The sequence below is a fragment of the Streptomyces sp. NPDC002809 genome, from assembly GCF_040295435.1.
Taxonomy (GTDB): domain Bacteria; phylum Actinomycetota; class Actinomycetes; order Streptomycetales; family Streptomycetaceae; genus Streptomyces.
Map to the genome: position 1 here is coordinate 41,273 of NZ_JBEOVJ010000053.1, position 15,902 is coordinate 57,174.

Genomic DNA, 15,902 nt, shown 5'->3' on the forward strand with positions numbered 1-15,902 from the left:
CTGGCGGGCGCGCGACGACAGCTACGGCACCTCGCCGCGTTGTCGGAACGTCCGAATACATCCAGTATGCGGACGCTCCTCCGCCTTGCGATGCACCGCAGCCGACGCCGCGCGCTGATCCACCACGGATTACGGGACAGCCCTTAGGCGGGTCATACGCCCGGGCTCACCGAGCTCATGTTGAAGTCCGGGATGCGCAGCGCGGGCATCGCGGCCCGGGTGAACCAGTCGCCCCACTCGCGCGGCAGCGTCTTCTCCGTGCGGCCCGCCTCGGTGGCCCGCGACAGCAGGTCCACGGGGGACTCGTTGAAACGGAAGTTGTTCACCTCGCCGACCACCTCGCCGTCCTCCACGAGATACACCCCGTCGCGGGTCAGCCCGGTCAGCAGCAGCGTCGCCGGATCGACCTCCCGGATGTACCACATGCAGGTCAGGAGCAGTGCGCGGCCGGTCGTCGCGGCCACCATCTCCTCCAGGGACCGCTCACCGCCGCCCTCCAGCACCAGGTTGTCGATCGCCGGAGCGACCGGCAGCCCCGTCAGCCCCGCCGTGTGCCGGGTCGTCGTCAGCCGGTCGAGACGGCCGTCCCTGATCCAGTCGGTCCGGCCCAGCGGCAGCCCGTTGTCGAAGACCGAGCCGCCGTCCCCCGAGGAGTGGGCGATGACGAACGGCGCCGATTCGAGCCCCGGCACGTTCGGGTCGCTGCGCAGGGTCAGCGGCAACGGCGACAGGGTCTCGCCGAGCCGTGTGCCGCCGCCCGGCTTGGAGAACACCGTCCGGCCCTCGACGGCGTCCCGCGCGGTCGCCGACCACAGCTGGTAGATCAGCAGGTCGGCGACGGCGGTCGGCGGCAGCAGCGTCTCGTACCGCCCGGCGGGCAGCTCGATCCGGCGCTCCGCCCAGACCAGCCGCCGCGCGAGCTCGGCGTCCATCTCCGCCGGGTCGACGTCCTTGAAGTCACGGGTCGAGCGTCCCGCCCAGGCGGAGCGCGACCGGTCGGGGGACTTGGCGTTCAGCTCCAGCGTCCCGTTCGGCTGGTCGTGACGCAGCCGCAGCCCCGTCGACGTACCCAGGTACGTCGAGGTCATCTCGTGGTTGGCGAAGCCGTACAGCTCGCGACCGCCGGAACGGGCCCGGGCGAAGGCGTCGCCGAGCGCGGGGGCGAACGCCGCGAAGACGTCGGAGCCCGTCTCCGCGGGCGCGTCCGTGAAGTCGGGGGACTGCGGCACCCCGGTGACCAGCGGCTGCGCGTCCTCGGCCGGACCGGCCCCGCGCGCGGCGGCCTCGGCTGCCCGCACCAGCGGCTCCAGATCGGCCGCGGTGACGGCGGACCGGGACACGACACCGGAGGCGGCGCCCTCGGCACCGTCGACGGTGGCGATGACGGTCAGGGTGCGGCCCCTCGTCACGCCGTTCGTCGTGAGCGCGTTGCCGGCCCAGCGCAGATTGGCCGACGACTCCTCGTCGGCGATGACCACACAGCCGTCGGCGGTGGACAGTTCGAGCGCGCGCTCGACGATCTCGTGCGGCTTGCTGACGCGGCTCATCGCCCGGCCTCCTGCGTCGTGTTGAGACTGTGCCTGCCCGGGGAGCGACCCCCGGACCCCCGGCCGATTCCGTGGTCGCCGCTCATCGCCCGGCCTCCTGCGTCGTGTTGAGGATGTTCACGCCCCGGAAGAGGGCGGAGGGACAGCCGTGCGAGACGGCCGCTACCTGGCCCGGCTGGGCCTTGCCGCAGTTGAAGGCGCCGCCCAGGACGTAAGTCTGCGGACCGCCGACCTTCTCCATCGAGCCCCAGAAGTCCGTCGTCGTCGCCTGGTAGGCGACATCGCGCAACTGCCCGGCCAGCTGTCCGTTCTCGATCCGGAAGAACCGCTGCCCGGTGAACTGGAAGTTGTACCGCTGCATGTCGATCGACCAGGACCGGTCGCCGACCACGTAGATCCCGCGCTCCACCCCGCCGATCAGATCCTCCGTGGAGAGCCCGCCCGGATCCGGCTTCAGCGACACGTTCGCCATCCGTTGTACGGGGACATGGCCCGGCGAGTCCGCGTACGCGCACCCGTTGGACCGGCCCAGGCCCGTCAGCTTCGCGATCCGGCGGTCCAGCTGGTAACCGACCAGCGTCCCGTCCTTGACCAGGTCCCAGGACTGCGCCTCGACGCCCTCGTCGTCGTACCCGATCGTCGCGAGCCCGTGCTCGGCGGTTCGGTCACCCGTCACGTTCATCACAGGGGAGCCGTACGCCAGCTTCCCCAGCTGGTCGAACGTGGCGAACGAGGTCCCGGCGTACGCCGCCTCGTACCCCAGTGCCCGGTCCAGCTCGGTGGCGTGGCCGATCGACTCGTGGATGGTCAGCCACAGGTTGGACGGGTCGACGACCAGGTCGTACGTCCCCGCCTCCACGCTCGGGGCCCGCATCTTCTCGGCCAGCAGCCCGGGGATGCTCTCCAGCTCCGCGTTCCAGTCCCAGCCGGTGCCGGTCAGGTACTCCCAGCCGCGCCCCGCCGGCGGCGCGATCGTGCGCATGGAGTCGAACTCGCCGGTCGTCGCGTCCACCGCGACCGCGGTGAACTGCGGATGGATCCGCACCCGCTGCTGCGTGGTGACGGTGCCCGCCGTGTCGGCGTAGAACTTGTTCTCGTGGACGGTCATCAGCGAGGCATCCGCATGGGCCACGCCTTCCGCCCCCAGCAGCCGGCCGCTCCACTCGGCGAGCAGCCCCGCCTTCTCCTCGGCCGGCACGTCGAAGGGGTCGACGTCGTACGCCGACACCCAGCTCCGCTCCCCGTGCACCGGTTCGCCGGCCAGCTCCACCCGCTCGTCCGAACCCGCAGCCGCGATCACCTTCGCCGACAGCTTCGCCATGGCGACGGCCTGCGAGGCCACCTTCGCCGCGGCGTCCATCGTCAGGTCCACCCCGGAGGCGAACCCCCACGCCCCGCCGTGAACCACCCGCACCGCGTACCCGAGATCGGTGGTGTCCGACGACCCGGCCGGCCGGGCGTCCCGCAGCCGCCACGTGGCGCTGCGCACCCGCTCGAAGCGGAAGTCGGCGTGCACGGCGCCGAGCGCCCGCGCGCGGGCCAGCGCCGCGTCGGCGAGCGGCCGTAGCGGGAGGGCCAGGAACGACTCATCTACCTCATGGGGCACGGGCGGCCTCTCCTCTGCGTCACATACCCTCGGATCGTTTACGAGGCAGTGAAGCACGGCCGCAGGGGCGTCGCGGTCGAATTCCGGGCCGCGCGCGAGGGCGGACCGTCCGGCGGCCCCCGGTCCGGTCGTGGCCTGCCGGGCCGGGTACGTCTCTGTAGGAACCCCACAGTGACCGGGGGAAGGCGCTGTCAGGGGCCGATTCCTCGTGGAGACGACGGTACCGATAGGTTTTCGATGTACCAGACCGCCAAGGAAAGGGTGATCCGTTGAGCCGCTCGGTTCTCGTCACCGGAGGAAACCGGGGCATCGGCCTCGCCATCGCCCGCGCTTTCGCCGACAACGGCGACAAAGTCGCGATCACCTACCGTTCCGGCGAGCCGCCTGCGGAGCTCGCCGAGGCCGGTGTTCTCGCGGTCCGTTGCGACATCACCGACGCCGAGCAGGTGGAGCAGGCCTACAAGGAGGTCGAGGAGAAGCACGGCAATGTGGAGGTACTGGTCGCCAACGCCGGTATCACCAAGGACCAGTTGCTGATGCGGATGTCCGAGGAGGACTTCACGTCCGTGCTCGACACCAACCTCACCGGCACCTTCCGGGTGGTCAAGCGCGCCAACCGAGGCATGCTGCGCGCCAAGAAGGGCCGCGTCGTCCTCATCTCCTCCGTCGTCGGCCTCCTCGGCTCGGCCGGACAGGCCAACTACGCCGCGTCCAAGGCCGGTCTGGTCGGCTTCGCGAGGTCGCTCGCCCGTGAGCTCGGCTCGCGGAACATCACGTTCAACGTCGTCGCGCCCGGCTTTGTCGACACCGACATGACGCAGGCGCTCACCGAGGAGCAGCGCAAGGGCATCGTCGCCCAGGTGCCGCTCGCGCGTTACGCGCAGCCCGGGGAGATCGCCGCCGCGGTGCGCTTCCTCGCCTCCGACGACGCGTCGTACATCACTGGAGCCGTCATCCCCGTTGACGGCGGATTGGGCATGGGTCACTGATCACCATGAGCGGAATTCTCGACGGCAAGCGCATCCTCATCACCGGGGTGCTGATGGAGTCGTCCATCGCGTTCCACACCGCCAAGGTGGCCCAGGAGCAGGGCGCCGAAGTCATCCTGACCGCCTTCCCGCGGCCCACGCTGACGGAGCGCATCGCCAAGAAGCTGCCCAAGCCGGCCAAGGTCATCGAGCTGGACGTGACCAACACCGAGCACCTCGACCGGCTCGCCGGTCTGGTGCGGGACGAGCTCGGTTCGCTCGACGGCGTCGTCCACTCCATCGGCTTCGCGCCGCAGGACGCACTCGGCGGCAACTTCCTCAACACCCCGTTCGAGTCGGTCGCCACGGCGATGCACGTCTCGGCGTTCTCGCTGAAGTCGCTCGCCATGGCGTGCAAGCCGCTGATGAGCGAGGGCGGTTCGATCGTCGGCCTCACCTTCGACGCGCAGTACGCCTGGCCGCAGTACGACTGGATGGGCCCGGCGAAGGCCGCGCTGGAGGCCACCTCCCGCTACCTCGCCCGTGACCTGGGCAAGGACGGCATCCGCTGCAACCTGATCTCGGCCGGACCGATCGGCTCCATGGCCGCCAAGTCCATCCCGGGCTTCGGTGAGCTCGCCGACGTGTGGAACACCCGCGCGCCGCTGGCGTGGGACATGAAGGACCCGGAGCCGGCCGGCCGCGGCGTCGTCGCGCTGCTCTCGGACTTCTTCCCGAGGACGACGGGCGAGATCATCCACGTCGACAGTGGCGTGCACATGATGGGTGCCTGACCCTCGCACCCCGGCCGCCCACCACCTCTCCGGAGGTGGTGGGCGGCCGTTTTCCTTGCCCCGCCCGGCCTCCGGGCGCTCAGGTCGAAAAGCTGGTCGATTCACCGCAGAATGTGGAGGAACCGGACTTCTGGTCAGGCTGAGGGGAGGAGATCGCTGTGCGCGGCACACGTCACCGAACCCGATCCCTGCTGGTGGCCTCCGCCGTCGTCGCCGGGCTGCTCGTGCCCGTCGGCCTGTACGCGGCGGGTCACGTCGGCGCCGCAGGCTCGGCCGCGCCCGCCGCGGCCGCCCCCGAACCCTCCGGCGCCGAATGCCGTACATCGGTGAAGGGATCCCGAGTCGTCGCCTACTGCCACAACCCCTACCCCTCCACCGACCGGGTCCAGCTGCACACCGAGTGCGCCCGCTGGTGGGACGTCGACGCCGACTCCAGGCCGGTCGAGGTCCCCGCGGGCCGGACCGTACGGCTGGACGACCGCTGCTGGAAGGAAGTGCGCTCCGCCTGGGTCACCCACGCCACCGAGACGTACAGGGCCGAGGAGTCCTAGACGCGCAGGAGCGAGCAGGGCCACGGTCTCCCGGGCGAAGGCCCGGGGACAAGGTCTCGTGCCGGTACGGCGCGCCCGGCCTCTTCGGCACACGGTGATCGGGCAGGCTGGCCTCGGTCAGGGCTCATCCCAACTGCCCTGCCGAGGAGCGGTCATGTACGAGTTACGGGCCCCGAGCCCTGCCCGGGTGCGCGCGTCGACGGATCCGGCCCCCGCGTCCTCGCCGCGGCTGCTGCTGCCCTGGCTTGCGGCCATCGCGGTGGTCGGCGTCGCCGTGCAACTGGCCTTCGTCGTACCGGGATCGGGCCTCGGGTGGGACGAGACCGTCTACGTCAGCCAGGCCGGGGGCGACACCCCGGCCGCGTTCTTCAGCGCCCCTCGCGCCCGGGGCATCTCCTACCTGGTCGCTCCGGTCACCGCCCTCACCGCGTCCACGACCGTCCTGCGGATCTACCTCGCCGTCCTCTCGGCCGGCGCGCTCGTCGGCGCCTTCCAGGTCTGGCGGACCCTGGTGCCCGGCCGTGTCCTGGTCTGCGCGGGGGTCCTGTTCGCCACTCTCTGGCCGACCCTGTTCTACGGCTCCATGGCCATGCCGAACCTCTGGTGCGCGCTGGGCGCCCTGGCCGCGACGGGTTGGGTCGCGCGCGCCCTGCTGCGCGGGGCGGGGCGGGCCGAGCTCCTCGGTGCGGGGGCGGCGGTGGCCGTCGTCGTCCTGATGCGGCCGGCCGACGGGGCATGGCTCGCTCTGCCGTTGCTGCTGGTCACGGTGGTGCGGCCTCGGATGTTCGCCGCGCTGGCCGTAGGGCTCATCGCGGGCGCCGCGCCGTGGATCGTGGAGGCGTTCGCGCACTACGGGGGGCCGCTCACCCGGCTGCACCGGGCCAGCGAGATCCAGGGCGGCCTGGGCTGGAACCTGGCGGTGGACGACCAGGCCAAGGCGCTGGAGGGACGCACGCTCTGCCGTCCCTGCGCCATCCCGTGGAAGCGGCCCGGCACGACGGTCTGGTGGGCCCTGCTGCCGTTCCTGGCCGCAGGCGGGGCCCTCGTCGCACGCAGGGCGGGCCGGGGCACGGTGATCCTCCTGGCGACCGGGACGGCGGTATCACTGGCGGTGCCGTACCTCTTCCTGATCGAGTACGCCGCACCCCGCTTCCTGCTGCCCGCCTACGCACTGCTGTCCCTGCCGGTGGCGGAGTGCCTGGTGCGCCTGTACGCCTGGGCGCGCCGTGCAGGGAGCCCGAGGCGTACCGTCACGGGGCAGTGGCGCGTCGTCGCGCTCGCCGCCGTCCTCGCCGCCCACCTGGCCGTACAGATCCAGGTGACGAGCAGGGTGTCCGCCAGCAGCCATTCGACCAGCGCGAACTTCGCGGCCGTGGCCGCCGCGCTCCACCGCAACGGAATCCGCCCGCCCTGCGTGATCAGCGGCGAGCAGGCGGTCCCGATCGCCTACTACACGGGCTGTGCCTCACGGCAGACCGCCGGGCACGACGGCAGCATCACGCCCGCGGGTCTCAGGGACGCCGCCCGACGGGTCCCGACGGCCGTACTCGTCGCCGGCGGCGGCCCCCGGCCGGCGTACGCACCCTCGGGGCCGCCCGTCTTCCTGGCGGAGACCCGGGACGGGGGTCCGTACAGCGCCTATCTGTTCCCGCCGCCGGACAGCGCCCCGGTCCGGGCCCGTCCGGGCTCATGAGGCAACCCGGACGTACCGGCACGCCGCCGGCCCCGTACGCCGGGCCGGAACCCCCGGAGCGAACGGGCGCCTGAACGGCACAGGGTCCGGCCGACGCGTCAGACCCGGTCCACCAGGCAGCTCAGCGCGTGGCTCGCGGCCTCCGCGGCGGCGGCCTCCGCGTCACCGGCCCGGATCGCCTCGACGAGCTGGCTGTGGTCCATGTGGTTCTCCGGCCGCAGTTCATGGCCGATGTCGACTCGCAGATAGTCCCGCAGCAGATCACCCAGGTCGGCGTAGAGCCCGGTGAGCACCTCGTTGTGCGAGGCGGCGACCACGGCCAGATGCAGCGTCGCGTCCGCCGCCACGAACGCCTCGGCGTCCCCCGCCGCCCAGGTCTCCTCCCGGCGCCGCATGAGCGCGTCCAGCTGCTTCAGGTCCCGCTCGGTGCGCCGGCCGGCGGCCAGGCGCGCCGCCGACGACTCCAGCGTCGAGCGCAGCTCGGCCACATGTCGGGGATCGGCGGACGCGAACCGGCGGTGCATCACCCCGGCCAGCTCGCTGACGGCCACCACATAGGTGCCCGAACCCTGCCGGATGTCGAGCAGCCCGTTGTGCGCGAGCGCGCGGACCGCCTCGCGGACGGTGTTGCGGGCCACCCCGAGCTGTTCGACCAGCTCGGGCTCGGTGGGGATGCGCGAACCCACGGGCCACTCGCCCGACGTGATCTGGTTCCGCAGCTGGGCAATCACCTGGTCGGCGAGTGCCGAACGCCCCGGGGACGTCAACGCCATGGTGCTCCTTGCTCGGGTGTGCGGCGGGCGGCGGTGGCCGCTGCCGTCTCGCGGAGGTATCCGAATCTTCTCAGAGCATTGGACAAGTAATCATCCCATGATTCTATGATGGCCCCATGCATGACGACGTAACCCCTCCCCGGACCCCCACCAGGACGCTGGACCCGGCCGCGCCCGCGGCCCCCCGCCTCGAGTCGCCCGCCCGGGCGGCCGGCCCCGCCCCCTGGGTGTTCCGCCTGGTCGTCGTCGGGCTCGTCCTCGCCGCGCTCAACCTCCGCCCCGCCATCACCAGCCTCGGCGCCCTCCTCGAAGAGGTACGCGACGGGCTGCACATGAGCGGCAGCGTCGCCGGGGTGCTCACCTCCGTTCCGCCGCTCTGTTTCGCCGTCTTCGGCGTCATGGCGCCGCGCCTGGCCCGCCGCTTCGGACCGGGCGCGGTCGTCTGCGCGGGCATGGTCGCCATCACCGCGGGTCTGGCGATCAGGCCCCTCGTCGGTGGCACCGCAGGCTTCCTCGCCGCGAGCGCGCTGGCCCTGATGGGCATCGCCGTCAGCAACGTCCTGATGCCGGTGATCGTCAAGCGCTGGTTCCCGGACCGCGTCGGCTCCATGACGGGCCTCTACTCCATGGCCCTCGCCCTCGGCACCTCGCTGGCCGCGGCCGTGACCGTACCCATGACCGAGGCGATGGGCGGCAGTTGGAAGGCCGGTCTCGGCATCTGGGCCGCCCTCGCCGCCGCCGCGATCCTGCCCTGGATCCCGCTGGCAAGGGACCGCAGCGGCGGCACCGGCCACCGAGCGGCCCAGCGGCCGGAGGCCCCCGCGCTCCGGATCACCCGCAGCCGCACCGCCTGGGCCCTCGCCTGCTTCTTCGGCCTCCAGGCCACCGCCGCGTACATCACGATGGGGTGGATGCCGCAGATCTTCCGCGACGCCGGGGTCTCGGCCGGCACGGCGGGCGTCCTGCTCGCCGTCACCATGGCCATGGGCGTACCGCTGGCCTTCGTCATCCCCAGGGTCGCCGCCCGGATGAAGAACCAGGGGCCGATCGTCGTCTTCCTCGGCGCCTGCGGCCTCATCGGCTACGGGGGCCTCTACCTCGCCCCCTCCGGCGGGGCCTGGGCCTGGGCGCTGCTCCTGGGCATCTCGAACTGCGCCTTCCCGCTCGCCCTCACCATGATCGGCATGCGCTCCCGCAGCGGCGCCGGAGTGGTACGGCTGTCCGCGTTCGCCCAGTCCACGGGCTATCTCATCTCCATCCCCGGCCCGCTCCTGGTCGGTGTGCTCTACCAGCACAGCGGCGGCTGGGGGCTGCCGATCGCGCTCATGGCGGCCCTGATGGTGCCCCAGATGGTGGCGGGTGTCCTGGCCGGCCGGGACCGGACGATCGAGGACGAATGCTGAGATGCGAGACTGGGGCCATGTCTCCTGTGCTCGATCCGAATCCCCAGAACGGTCAGAAGAAGCTGCTCATGGTCTTCGGGGCCATGCTGCTGATCACGGTCGTCATCGGCGTGATCGCCTCCATCGCCTCCCCGTGACGCACGGCTCCCGGCGCGATGGTGGGGCTGGCCCCACCATCCCCTAGGGGGCCAGGGTCAGGGTGAAGTGGGTGGGTCACCGGATGGGAGCGGCGTCCCCGGATCCGTAGGTTCTGAGTATCGGAATCCAGGACCCACGGAGGCGGACATGCCGACCCGTACGCACACCCGCTCCGCCCGCCCGGACGCCGCCGGCGTCGAGGTCCGGCTGCCGTGGTGGGCGGTCGCGCTGCCCGCCGTGGCCTTCGGCGCGCTCCTCCTGCTGATCGCCGGACCGGGGCAGGCACACGCCGCCACGGGCGATCCCGCGGTCGGCCGGTTGCTCGAGCGAATCGTGGAGCTGCTGACCCCCTGACGCCCGGGAGCAGGGCGAAGGAGCCCTCCAACACCCTGCGCCAGGTGGCACATTTCATGCGAAGCTGAGGTGTATGAGCGTCGATACACCTCGCAGGATCGTCCTTCTCAGGCATGCAAAGGCGGAATGGTCGCAGGACTCCGACCATGAGCGACCGCTCGCGGAGCGCGGCCGCAAGGACGCCCCCGTGGCGGGCCGCAAACTAGCCGATTCCGGGATCGTCTTCGATCTGGCCCTCTGCTCGACCGCGGCCAGGACACGCGAGACGTGGAAGCTGGCCGTGCACGAGATGCCGGAGCGCCCCAGGACCGTTTACGAGGAGAGGCTCTACGAGGCCTCGCTCGGCGAGCTGATCGCGCTGATCAACGAGACCCCCGACGACGTCCGCGATCTGCTGGTCATCGGCCACAACCCGGGCATGCACGCCGTCGCCGACGCCCTGGCGGGTGGGGCCGAGGGTGACGCCCTGGCGCGGATGACCCGCGGCGGCTTCCCGACCGCCGCGTTCGCCGTGGTCGAGGTCCCCGGTACCTGGAAGAGCGTGGAGCACGGCGTCGGCAAGCTCGTCGAGTACTGGACTCCGAACGACTGACCGCCCCGGCTGCCGACAGGGCCCGGATGCGCACGCTTCGGCGTGTGCACCCGGGCCCTGTGTACGTGCCGGGCTCGCGCCCCTATTCGACGAGGCCGTCGGCGGCCTCGACCTCCTCGCGCGTGATGCCGAGCAGATAGAGCACGGTGTCCAGGAACGGCACGTTCACCGCGGTGTGCGCGGCCTCGCGGACCACCGGCTTGGCGTTGAAGGCGACCCCGAGCCCCGCGGTGTTCAGCATGTCCAGGTCGTTCGCCCCGTCACCGATCGCCACCGTCTGCGCCAGCGGCACCCCGGCCTCCGCGGCGAAGCTGCGCAGCAGCCGGGCCTTGCCCGCCCGGTCGACGATGTCCCCGGTCACCCGGCCGGTGAGCTTCCCGTCGACGACCTCCAGAGTGTTGGCAGAGGCGAAGTCGAGCCCGAGCCGCTCCTTGAGATCGTCCGTCACCTGTGTGAACCCGCCGGAGACGACGCCCACTTGGTAGCCGAGGCGCTTCAGCGTACGGATCAGGGTGCGGGCGCCCGGCGTCAGCCGGACATCGGCGCGCACCTTCTCCACCACCGATACGTCCAGCCCTGCCAGCAGCGCCACCCGCGCGTGCAGCGACTGTTCGAAGTCGAGCTCACCGCGCATCGCCTGCTCGGTCACCGCTGCGACCTCGGCCTCGCAGCCGGCATGGGCCGCGAAGAGCTCGATGACCTCGTCCTGGATGAGCGTCGAGTCGACGTCCATCACGACGAGCCGCTGTGCCCGGCGGCTCAGCCCGGCCGAGACGACCGCCACGTCGACGCCGATGCCGGCGGCCTCGACGGCCAGTGCGGTGCGCAGCGCCTCGGTTCCGGTGCCGGACACCGCGAACTCGACGGCGGTGACCGGGTACTTCGCCAGCCGGAAGATCCGGTCGATGTTCCCGCCGGTCGAGGTGATCCTGGCCGCTATGGCGGCGGTCGACTCCGCGGTGAGCGGGTGCCCGAGCACCGTCACATGGGAACGGCCGTCGCCGCGCGGGCGGTTGTCACCCGTACCGGAGATGATCTCGGCCTGCAGCTTCAGCGATTCCGCCCAGCTGTGCACGGTGGCCCGCAGGTCGCCCGCGGTGGTCCCGCCCGCGGTCGGGGTGGTGACCAGTGCGCACAGGACGATGCGGCCACGGGTGACGACCTGCTCGATGTCGACGACATCGACCGAGTAGGCCGCCAGGGTGTCGAAGAGGCCGGCCGTGATTCCGGGCCGGTCCTTCCCGAAGATCTTCACGAGAAGGGTGGGCGTGTCTGCGTCCCGACGTGACTCAGGAGGCTCAGGAGACAGGGAGGGCTGAGGGGGCTGAGATGCGCTCATGGTGCTTCCACCGTATCGGTCCGCCGTGCGCCCCCGACGGCCCGTCCCGAGGGCCGGACAGCGACCTGACATCCGTAATGTCTAAGTTTGTTGCGACCTGTTCGTTCGCATGCCCATTCGTGGCCTTAGGCAGCCGTTCGGGCCGGGGCGTTCGCAACAGTGCGGTCTCGGTTCGGTCATCCACCCGCCCGGCTTTCGTATCGGGGACTGCTCCTGGAATAGTTCCCCACGATGTTCAGCATCCCTAGACTCCCTGCAACGGGGGTAATTCGGGGGACAACTAGTGGGGCGCGGAGTGCCGGAACTCGTACTGGAATTGAATGGCAGGACCTGGACGCTCGATCCGTCCAGGCCGTACACCCTCGGACGTGATCCGCAGGGCGACATGACGATCGACGACGCCAGGGTGTCGTGGCGGCACGCCACGATCAGCTGGAGCGGGCGCGGTTGGCTCATCGAGGACCACGGCAGTACCAACGGCACGTATGTGCAGGGCCAGCGGATCCATCAGATGGAGATCGGGCCCGGCTCCACCGTGCACCTGGGCAACGCCACCGACGGACCTCGGCTGAGCCTCAGCGGCGCCGATGTGTACAGCGGGCAGGCCGCAGCGGGTGCCCAGGCCCCCGTCCAGCAGCCGCAGCCGCCGCAGCAGGCCCCGCACCAGGGAGGAGCGGGCGGGCAGCAGCCGCCCGCCCAGCAGCAGGCCTGGCAGCAGACACCTCAGGCCCGGCCGCAGCAGCCCCACGTGCCGCAGCAGCAGGGCATGGCACCGGCACCTCACGGCGGCGCGGCGGGGGCGTCGCCGATGTACGGCGACCGGAGCCCCACCACCTTCCATCAGCTGGCCCTCGGCCGGGTGATGCGGATCGGCCGTGCGCTGGAGAACGAGCTGGTCGTCTCCGACCTGCAGGTCTCGCGCCACCACGCCGAGTTCCACGCGACACCCGACGGCCGTTTCGAGATCCGCGACCTCGGATCCCACAACGGCACGTACGTCAACGGCCAGCCGCTCTCGAAGTCCGGCTCCGCGCTCATCGGCGCGAACGACATCGTCGGCGTCGGCCACTCGACGTTCCGGCTGGTCGGAGACCGGCTCGAGGAGTTCGTCGACACCGGTGAGGTCTCCTTCGCCGCGCGCCATCTGACGGTGACGGTCGACGGAGGCAAGCAGATCCTCAAGGACGTGTCGTTCGGCGTCCCGGAGAAGTCGCTGATCGGGGTCATCGGCCCGTCCGGCTCCGGAAAGTCCACCCTGCTCAAGGCGCTCACCGGCTACCGGCCCGCCAACCAGGGCGACGTCCTCTACGACAACCGGAATCTGTACAAGCAGTTCGCCGAGCTCCGCCAGCGCATCGGCCTGGTCCCGCAGGACGACATCCTGCACAAGGAACTCACGGTCACCAAGGCCCTCAAGTACGCGGCCAAGCTCCGCTTCCCCGCGGACACCACCGAGGCCGAGCGCCAGTCCCGGATCCACGAGGTCCTCGCCGAGCTCAAGCTCGACATCCACAAGGACAAGAAGGTCACCTCGCTCTCGGGTGGCCAGCGCAAGCGCGTCTCCGTGGCCCTGGAGCTGCTGACCAAGCCCTCGCTGATCTTCCTGGACGAGCCGACCTCAGGCCTCGACCCGGGCATGGACCGCGATGTCATGCAGCTGCTGCGCGGCCTGGCCGACGACGGCCGTACCGTACTCGTCGTCACGCACTCGGTCGCCGAGCTGGCCATCTGCGACAAGCTCCTGGTGATGGCGCCGGGCGGCGCCGTCGCCTACTTCGGTCCGCCGGAGGAGGCGCTGAACTTCTTCGGCTACTCCACCTGGGCCGACGTCTTCTCCGCGTTCGAGAACTACCGCGACTACGACTGGGCGGGCCGCTGGCGCGGTTCGCAGCACTACCAGATGTACGCCGCGGACATCGACGCCGTCGCCGCACAGCCCGTGCACATGCCGCCGCACCAGCAGATGCGCCCGCCGAAGCCGCAGGGCTGGATGACGCAGCTGTGGACGCTGATGCGCCGCTACGTCTCGGTGATCGCGTCCGACAAGGGCTTCATGGGCCTGATGGTGATCCTGCCCGCGGTGCTCGGCATCGTCAGCGTGGTCATCCCGGCCGACTTCGGCCTCGCCCCGCCGAAGCCGCCGTCCCGCTTCAACGGCGATGCCGGCACGATCATGCTGATCCTGGTGATCGGGATGACCTTCTCCGCCGCGGCCAACTCCGTACGAGAACTGATCAAGGAACGCGTCATCTACGAACGGGAACGGGCCACCGGCCTCTCCCGCTCGGCCTACCTGATGTCCAAGGTGATCGTGCTCGGCGTGATCACGGCCATCCAGGGCGTCATCATCTGCGGCATCGGCTTCGCCACCCGCGATCTGCCGGCGGAGGGCCTGATCATGCCGCCGGCCGTGGAACTCTGCGTGACGATCATCGCGCTCGGCTTCACCTCGATGATGTTCGGCCTGGTCATCTCCTCGCTGGTGAAGACCTCCGAGAAGACCATGCCGCTGCTGGTCATGTTCGCGATCGTCCAGGTCGTCTTCACCGGCATCCTGTTCCAGGTGTACGGATCGCCCGGCCTGGAGCAGTTCGCCTGGCTGATGCCGTCCCGCTGGGCCATCGCCGGCGCGGGTTCCACGCTCGACCTCGCCCACCTCATGCCGCCGTGGGACCAGAAGAACCCCACGGACCTGGACCCGCTGTGGGAGCACACGGCCGGACAGTGGGGGATGAACGTCGCGGTGCTGCTGGTCCTCGGCATCATCTGCGGGGTGGCGGTCGCGCGACTGCTGCGCCGCCACGAGCCCGAGGTCATGCGCAAGTAGCGGGGCGCCCCTGCGCACAGCCCGACGCCGAAGGGCGGCACCCACACGGGGTGCCGCCCTTCGGCGTGGTCCGGAACTGCTCAGTACGCGCTGTTGACGTTGTCGATCGAGCCGTACTTGTCCGCGGCGTAGTTGGCCGCGGCGGTGAGGTTGGCGACCGGGTCGTACTGGGTGTGGGGGGTACCACTGACGTGGTAGTAGTCGAAGGTCGGCTTGATGATCTGGAGCAGACCGATCGACGGCACGCCGTTCTGGGCGTTTACGTCCCAGTCGTTGATCGCGTTCGGGTTGCCGCTGGACTCACGGATGATGTTGCGGTGCAGCCCGTCGTAGGTGCCCGGGATGCCCTTGGCCTTCATGATGGCCAGGGACTCCTTGATCCACCCGTCCAGGTTGTTCGCGTACACGGGGGAACGCGACTCGGAGCGGCTGGCGGCCTGCGTGTTGCGCTTGTCGGCGGCCTTCTTGGCCTTCCACTTCGCGGCGGCCTTCACCTTCGCCTTGGCCTCCGCCTTCTTGGCGTTCGCCTTGGCCACGGCCTCGACCTTCTCCTTCACTGCGGCGGCCTTCTTGGCCCTCGCGGTGTCGGCGGCCTTGATCAGCTGCTCGGCGGTGGAGTGCTGCTCGACGATGCTGGCCTGGATGGTCTTGGCCTGCGAGGCGCCGGCGGCGGACGCGAAGACGACGGGAGCGGCGGAGAGTGCCTGAGGCTCGGTCTCGGCCTCGGCGTTACCGGGTACCAGGGACAAGGAGAGGGCCGCGGCGGCGACGGCGGAGATGCCGGCGGCGGAGAGCTTCTGGGTCTTGTTCAGGTTACGGAGACGGCCGGGAATGCTGGACACGGACATACAGGCGTACCTCTTCGAATCGCGGAGGGTCCTCACGGAGGACGAAGACGGGAGGCGGCGTCGCATCTCCGTCGGGGACGATTGCAATTGTTAGCGGCGGCAAAATGCTGTGGCAAAGGTGTGACGTACGAAGCCGGGTAGTGGAACACGGAGGCGTTTGGGCACCGCGATCCGCACCCATGGCCACCCAAATCGCCCTTATCGCTCAACTAGGTGACTTCGTAAGTGACGTGGGTCCTATGCGCGGCCTCACATCGGGCGGGTAACAAACTCACCATTCGTTGCTTCAGTAATGCGGAGCGTTAGGTTCCGGTGCGTGGTGAGCCTTCGGAGCGGTTCCGGGAGCTCCGGGGGGAGCGGTTCGGTCCGAGGACCTAGGCCGTGTATCGAAAATGGATCCCGGCATACAGAGGCCGAGCAGTCATGGTGCGGAATCGAGCAGCCGGCCGGAAGGGCTTCAGCCGGTGGG

14 protein-coding genes are annotated in these 15,902 nt (G+C 70.5%); 9 read left to right on the plus strand and 5 right to left on the minus strand.

Translation table 11 applies throughout. The annotated features are described in order from the left end of the window. Positions 1-152: 152 nt before the first annotated feature. A complete protein-coding gene (locus ABT025_RS26685) occupies positions 153-1,547 on the minus strand; it encodes a metallopeptidase TldD-related protein (RefSeq protein ID WP_350999452.1) in 1,395 nt (464 codons plus the stop codon). Between the two features lie 82 nt (positions 1,548-1,629). Beyond that, a complete protein-coding gene (locus ABT025_RS26690) occupies positions 1,630-3,153 on the minus strand; it encodes a TldD/PmbA family protein (protein ID WP_350999455.1) in 1,524 nt (507 codons plus the stop codon). A 269-nt stretch (positions 3,154-3,422) separates the two neighbouring features. Between ABT025_RS26690 and fabG the strand changes: the two genes are divergently transcribed. The 4 genes from fabG (at position 3,423) to ABT025_RS26710 (ending at position 7,159) form a co-directional block, all read left to right on the plus strand. Next, complete coding sequence (gene fabG / locus ABT025_RS26695) at positions 3,423-4,142, plus strand: 3-oxoacyl-[acyl-carrier-protein] reductase (RefSeq protein WP_350999457.1); 720 nt, start codon at positions 3,423-3,425, stop codon at positions 4,140-4,142. A gap of 5 nt (positions 4,143-4,147) precedes the next feature. Then, positions 4,148-4,915 carry an enoyl-ACP reductase FabI gene (fabI, locus tag ABT025_RS26700; protein WP_350999460.1) on the plus strand — a complete coding sequence of 256 codons (768 nt, stop codon included), beginning with the start codon at positions 4,148-4,150 and terminating at the stop codon, positions 4,913-4,915. Positions 4,916-5,073: 158 nt separating this feature from the next. Then, positions 5,074-5,466, plus strand: coding sequence for a hypothetical protein (locus ABT025_RS26705; RefSeq protein WP_350999463.1), 393 nt, complete (start codon positions 5,074-5,076; stop codon positions 5,464-5,466). Positions 5,467-5,620: 154 nt separating this feature from the next. Next, entirely contained in the window at positions 5,621-7,159 is a 1,539-nt protein-coding gene (locus ABT025_RS26710; protein WP_350999466.1) for a hypothetical protein, read from the plus strand. Positions 7,160-7,257: 98 nt separating this feature from the next. Here ABT025_RS26710 and ABT025_RS26715 read toward each other — a convergent pair whose 3' ends face one another. Next, positions 7,258-7,932 (minus strand): FadR/GntR family transcriptional regulator, encoded by a 675-nt coding sequence (locus tag ABT025_RS26715; RefSeq protein ID WP_350999468.1) that lies wholly within the window; start codon positions 7,930-7,932, stop codon positions 7,258-7,260. 116 nt (positions 7,933-8,048) lie between these two features. Between ABT025_RS26715 and ABT025_RS26720 the strand changes: the two genes are divergently transcribed. From ABT025_RS26720 to ABT025_RS26735, 4 genes are all read left to right on the plus strand, one after another. Further along, positions 8,049-9,335, plus strand: a complete 1,287-nt coding sequence (locus tag ABT025_RS26720; RefSeq protein WP_350999470.1) for a CynX/NimT family MFS transporter — start codon at positions 8,049-8,051, stop codon at positions 9,333-9,335. 26 nt (positions 9,336-9,361) lie between these two features. Next, positions 9,362-9,472 (plus strand): SGM_5486 family transporter-associated protein, encoded by a 111-nt coding sequence (locus ABT025_RS26725; RefSeq protein WP_266786054.1) that lies wholly within the window; start codon positions 9,362-9,364, stop codon positions 9,470-9,472. Positions 9,473-9,620: 148 nt separating this feature from the next. Then, positions 9,621-9,827, plus strand: a complete 207-nt coding sequence (locus ABT025_RS26730) for a hypothetical protein (RefSeq protein WP_350999473.1) — start codon at positions 9,621-9,623, stop codon at positions 9,825-9,827. A 73-nt stretch (positions 9,828-9,900) separates the two neighbouring features. Next, complete coding sequence (locus tag ABT025_RS26735; RefSeq protein ID WP_350999476.1) at positions 9,901-10,419, plus strand: SixA phosphatase family protein; 519 nt, start codon at positions 9,901-9,903, stop codon at positions 10,417-10,419. A gap of 82 nt (positions 10,420-10,501) precedes the next feature. Here ABT025_RS26735 and serB read toward each other — a convergent pair whose 3' ends face one another. Further along, on the minus strand, positions 10,502-11,758 hold the full coding sequence (gene serB, locus ABT025_RS26740) for a phosphoserine phosphatase SerB (protein ID WP_350999479.1): 1,257 nt from the start codon (positions 11,756-11,758) through the stop codon (positions 10,502-10,504). A 283-nt stretch (positions 11,759-12,041) separates the two neighbouring features. Here serB and ABT025_RS26745 point away from each other — a divergent pair, with 283 nt between their 5' ends. Next, positions 12,042-14,585 (plus strand): ABC transporter ATP-binding protein/permease, encoded by a 2,544-nt coding sequence (locus ABT025_RS26745; protein ID WP_350999481.1) that lies wholly within the window; start codon positions 12,042-12,044, stop codon positions 14,583-14,585. Between the two features lie 80 nt (positions 14,586-14,665). On the opposite strand, the gene ABT025_RS26750 is transcribed toward ABT025_RS26745, so the two are convergent. Beyond that, positions 14,666-15,433: a transglycosylase SLT domain-containing protein gene (locus tag ABT025_RS26750; RefSeq protein WP_350999483.1), complete on the minus strand. Its 768-nt coding sequence runs from the start codon at positions 15,431-15,433 to the stop codon at positions 14,666-14,668. Between the last annotated feature and the right edge of the window lie 469 nt (positions 15,434-15,902).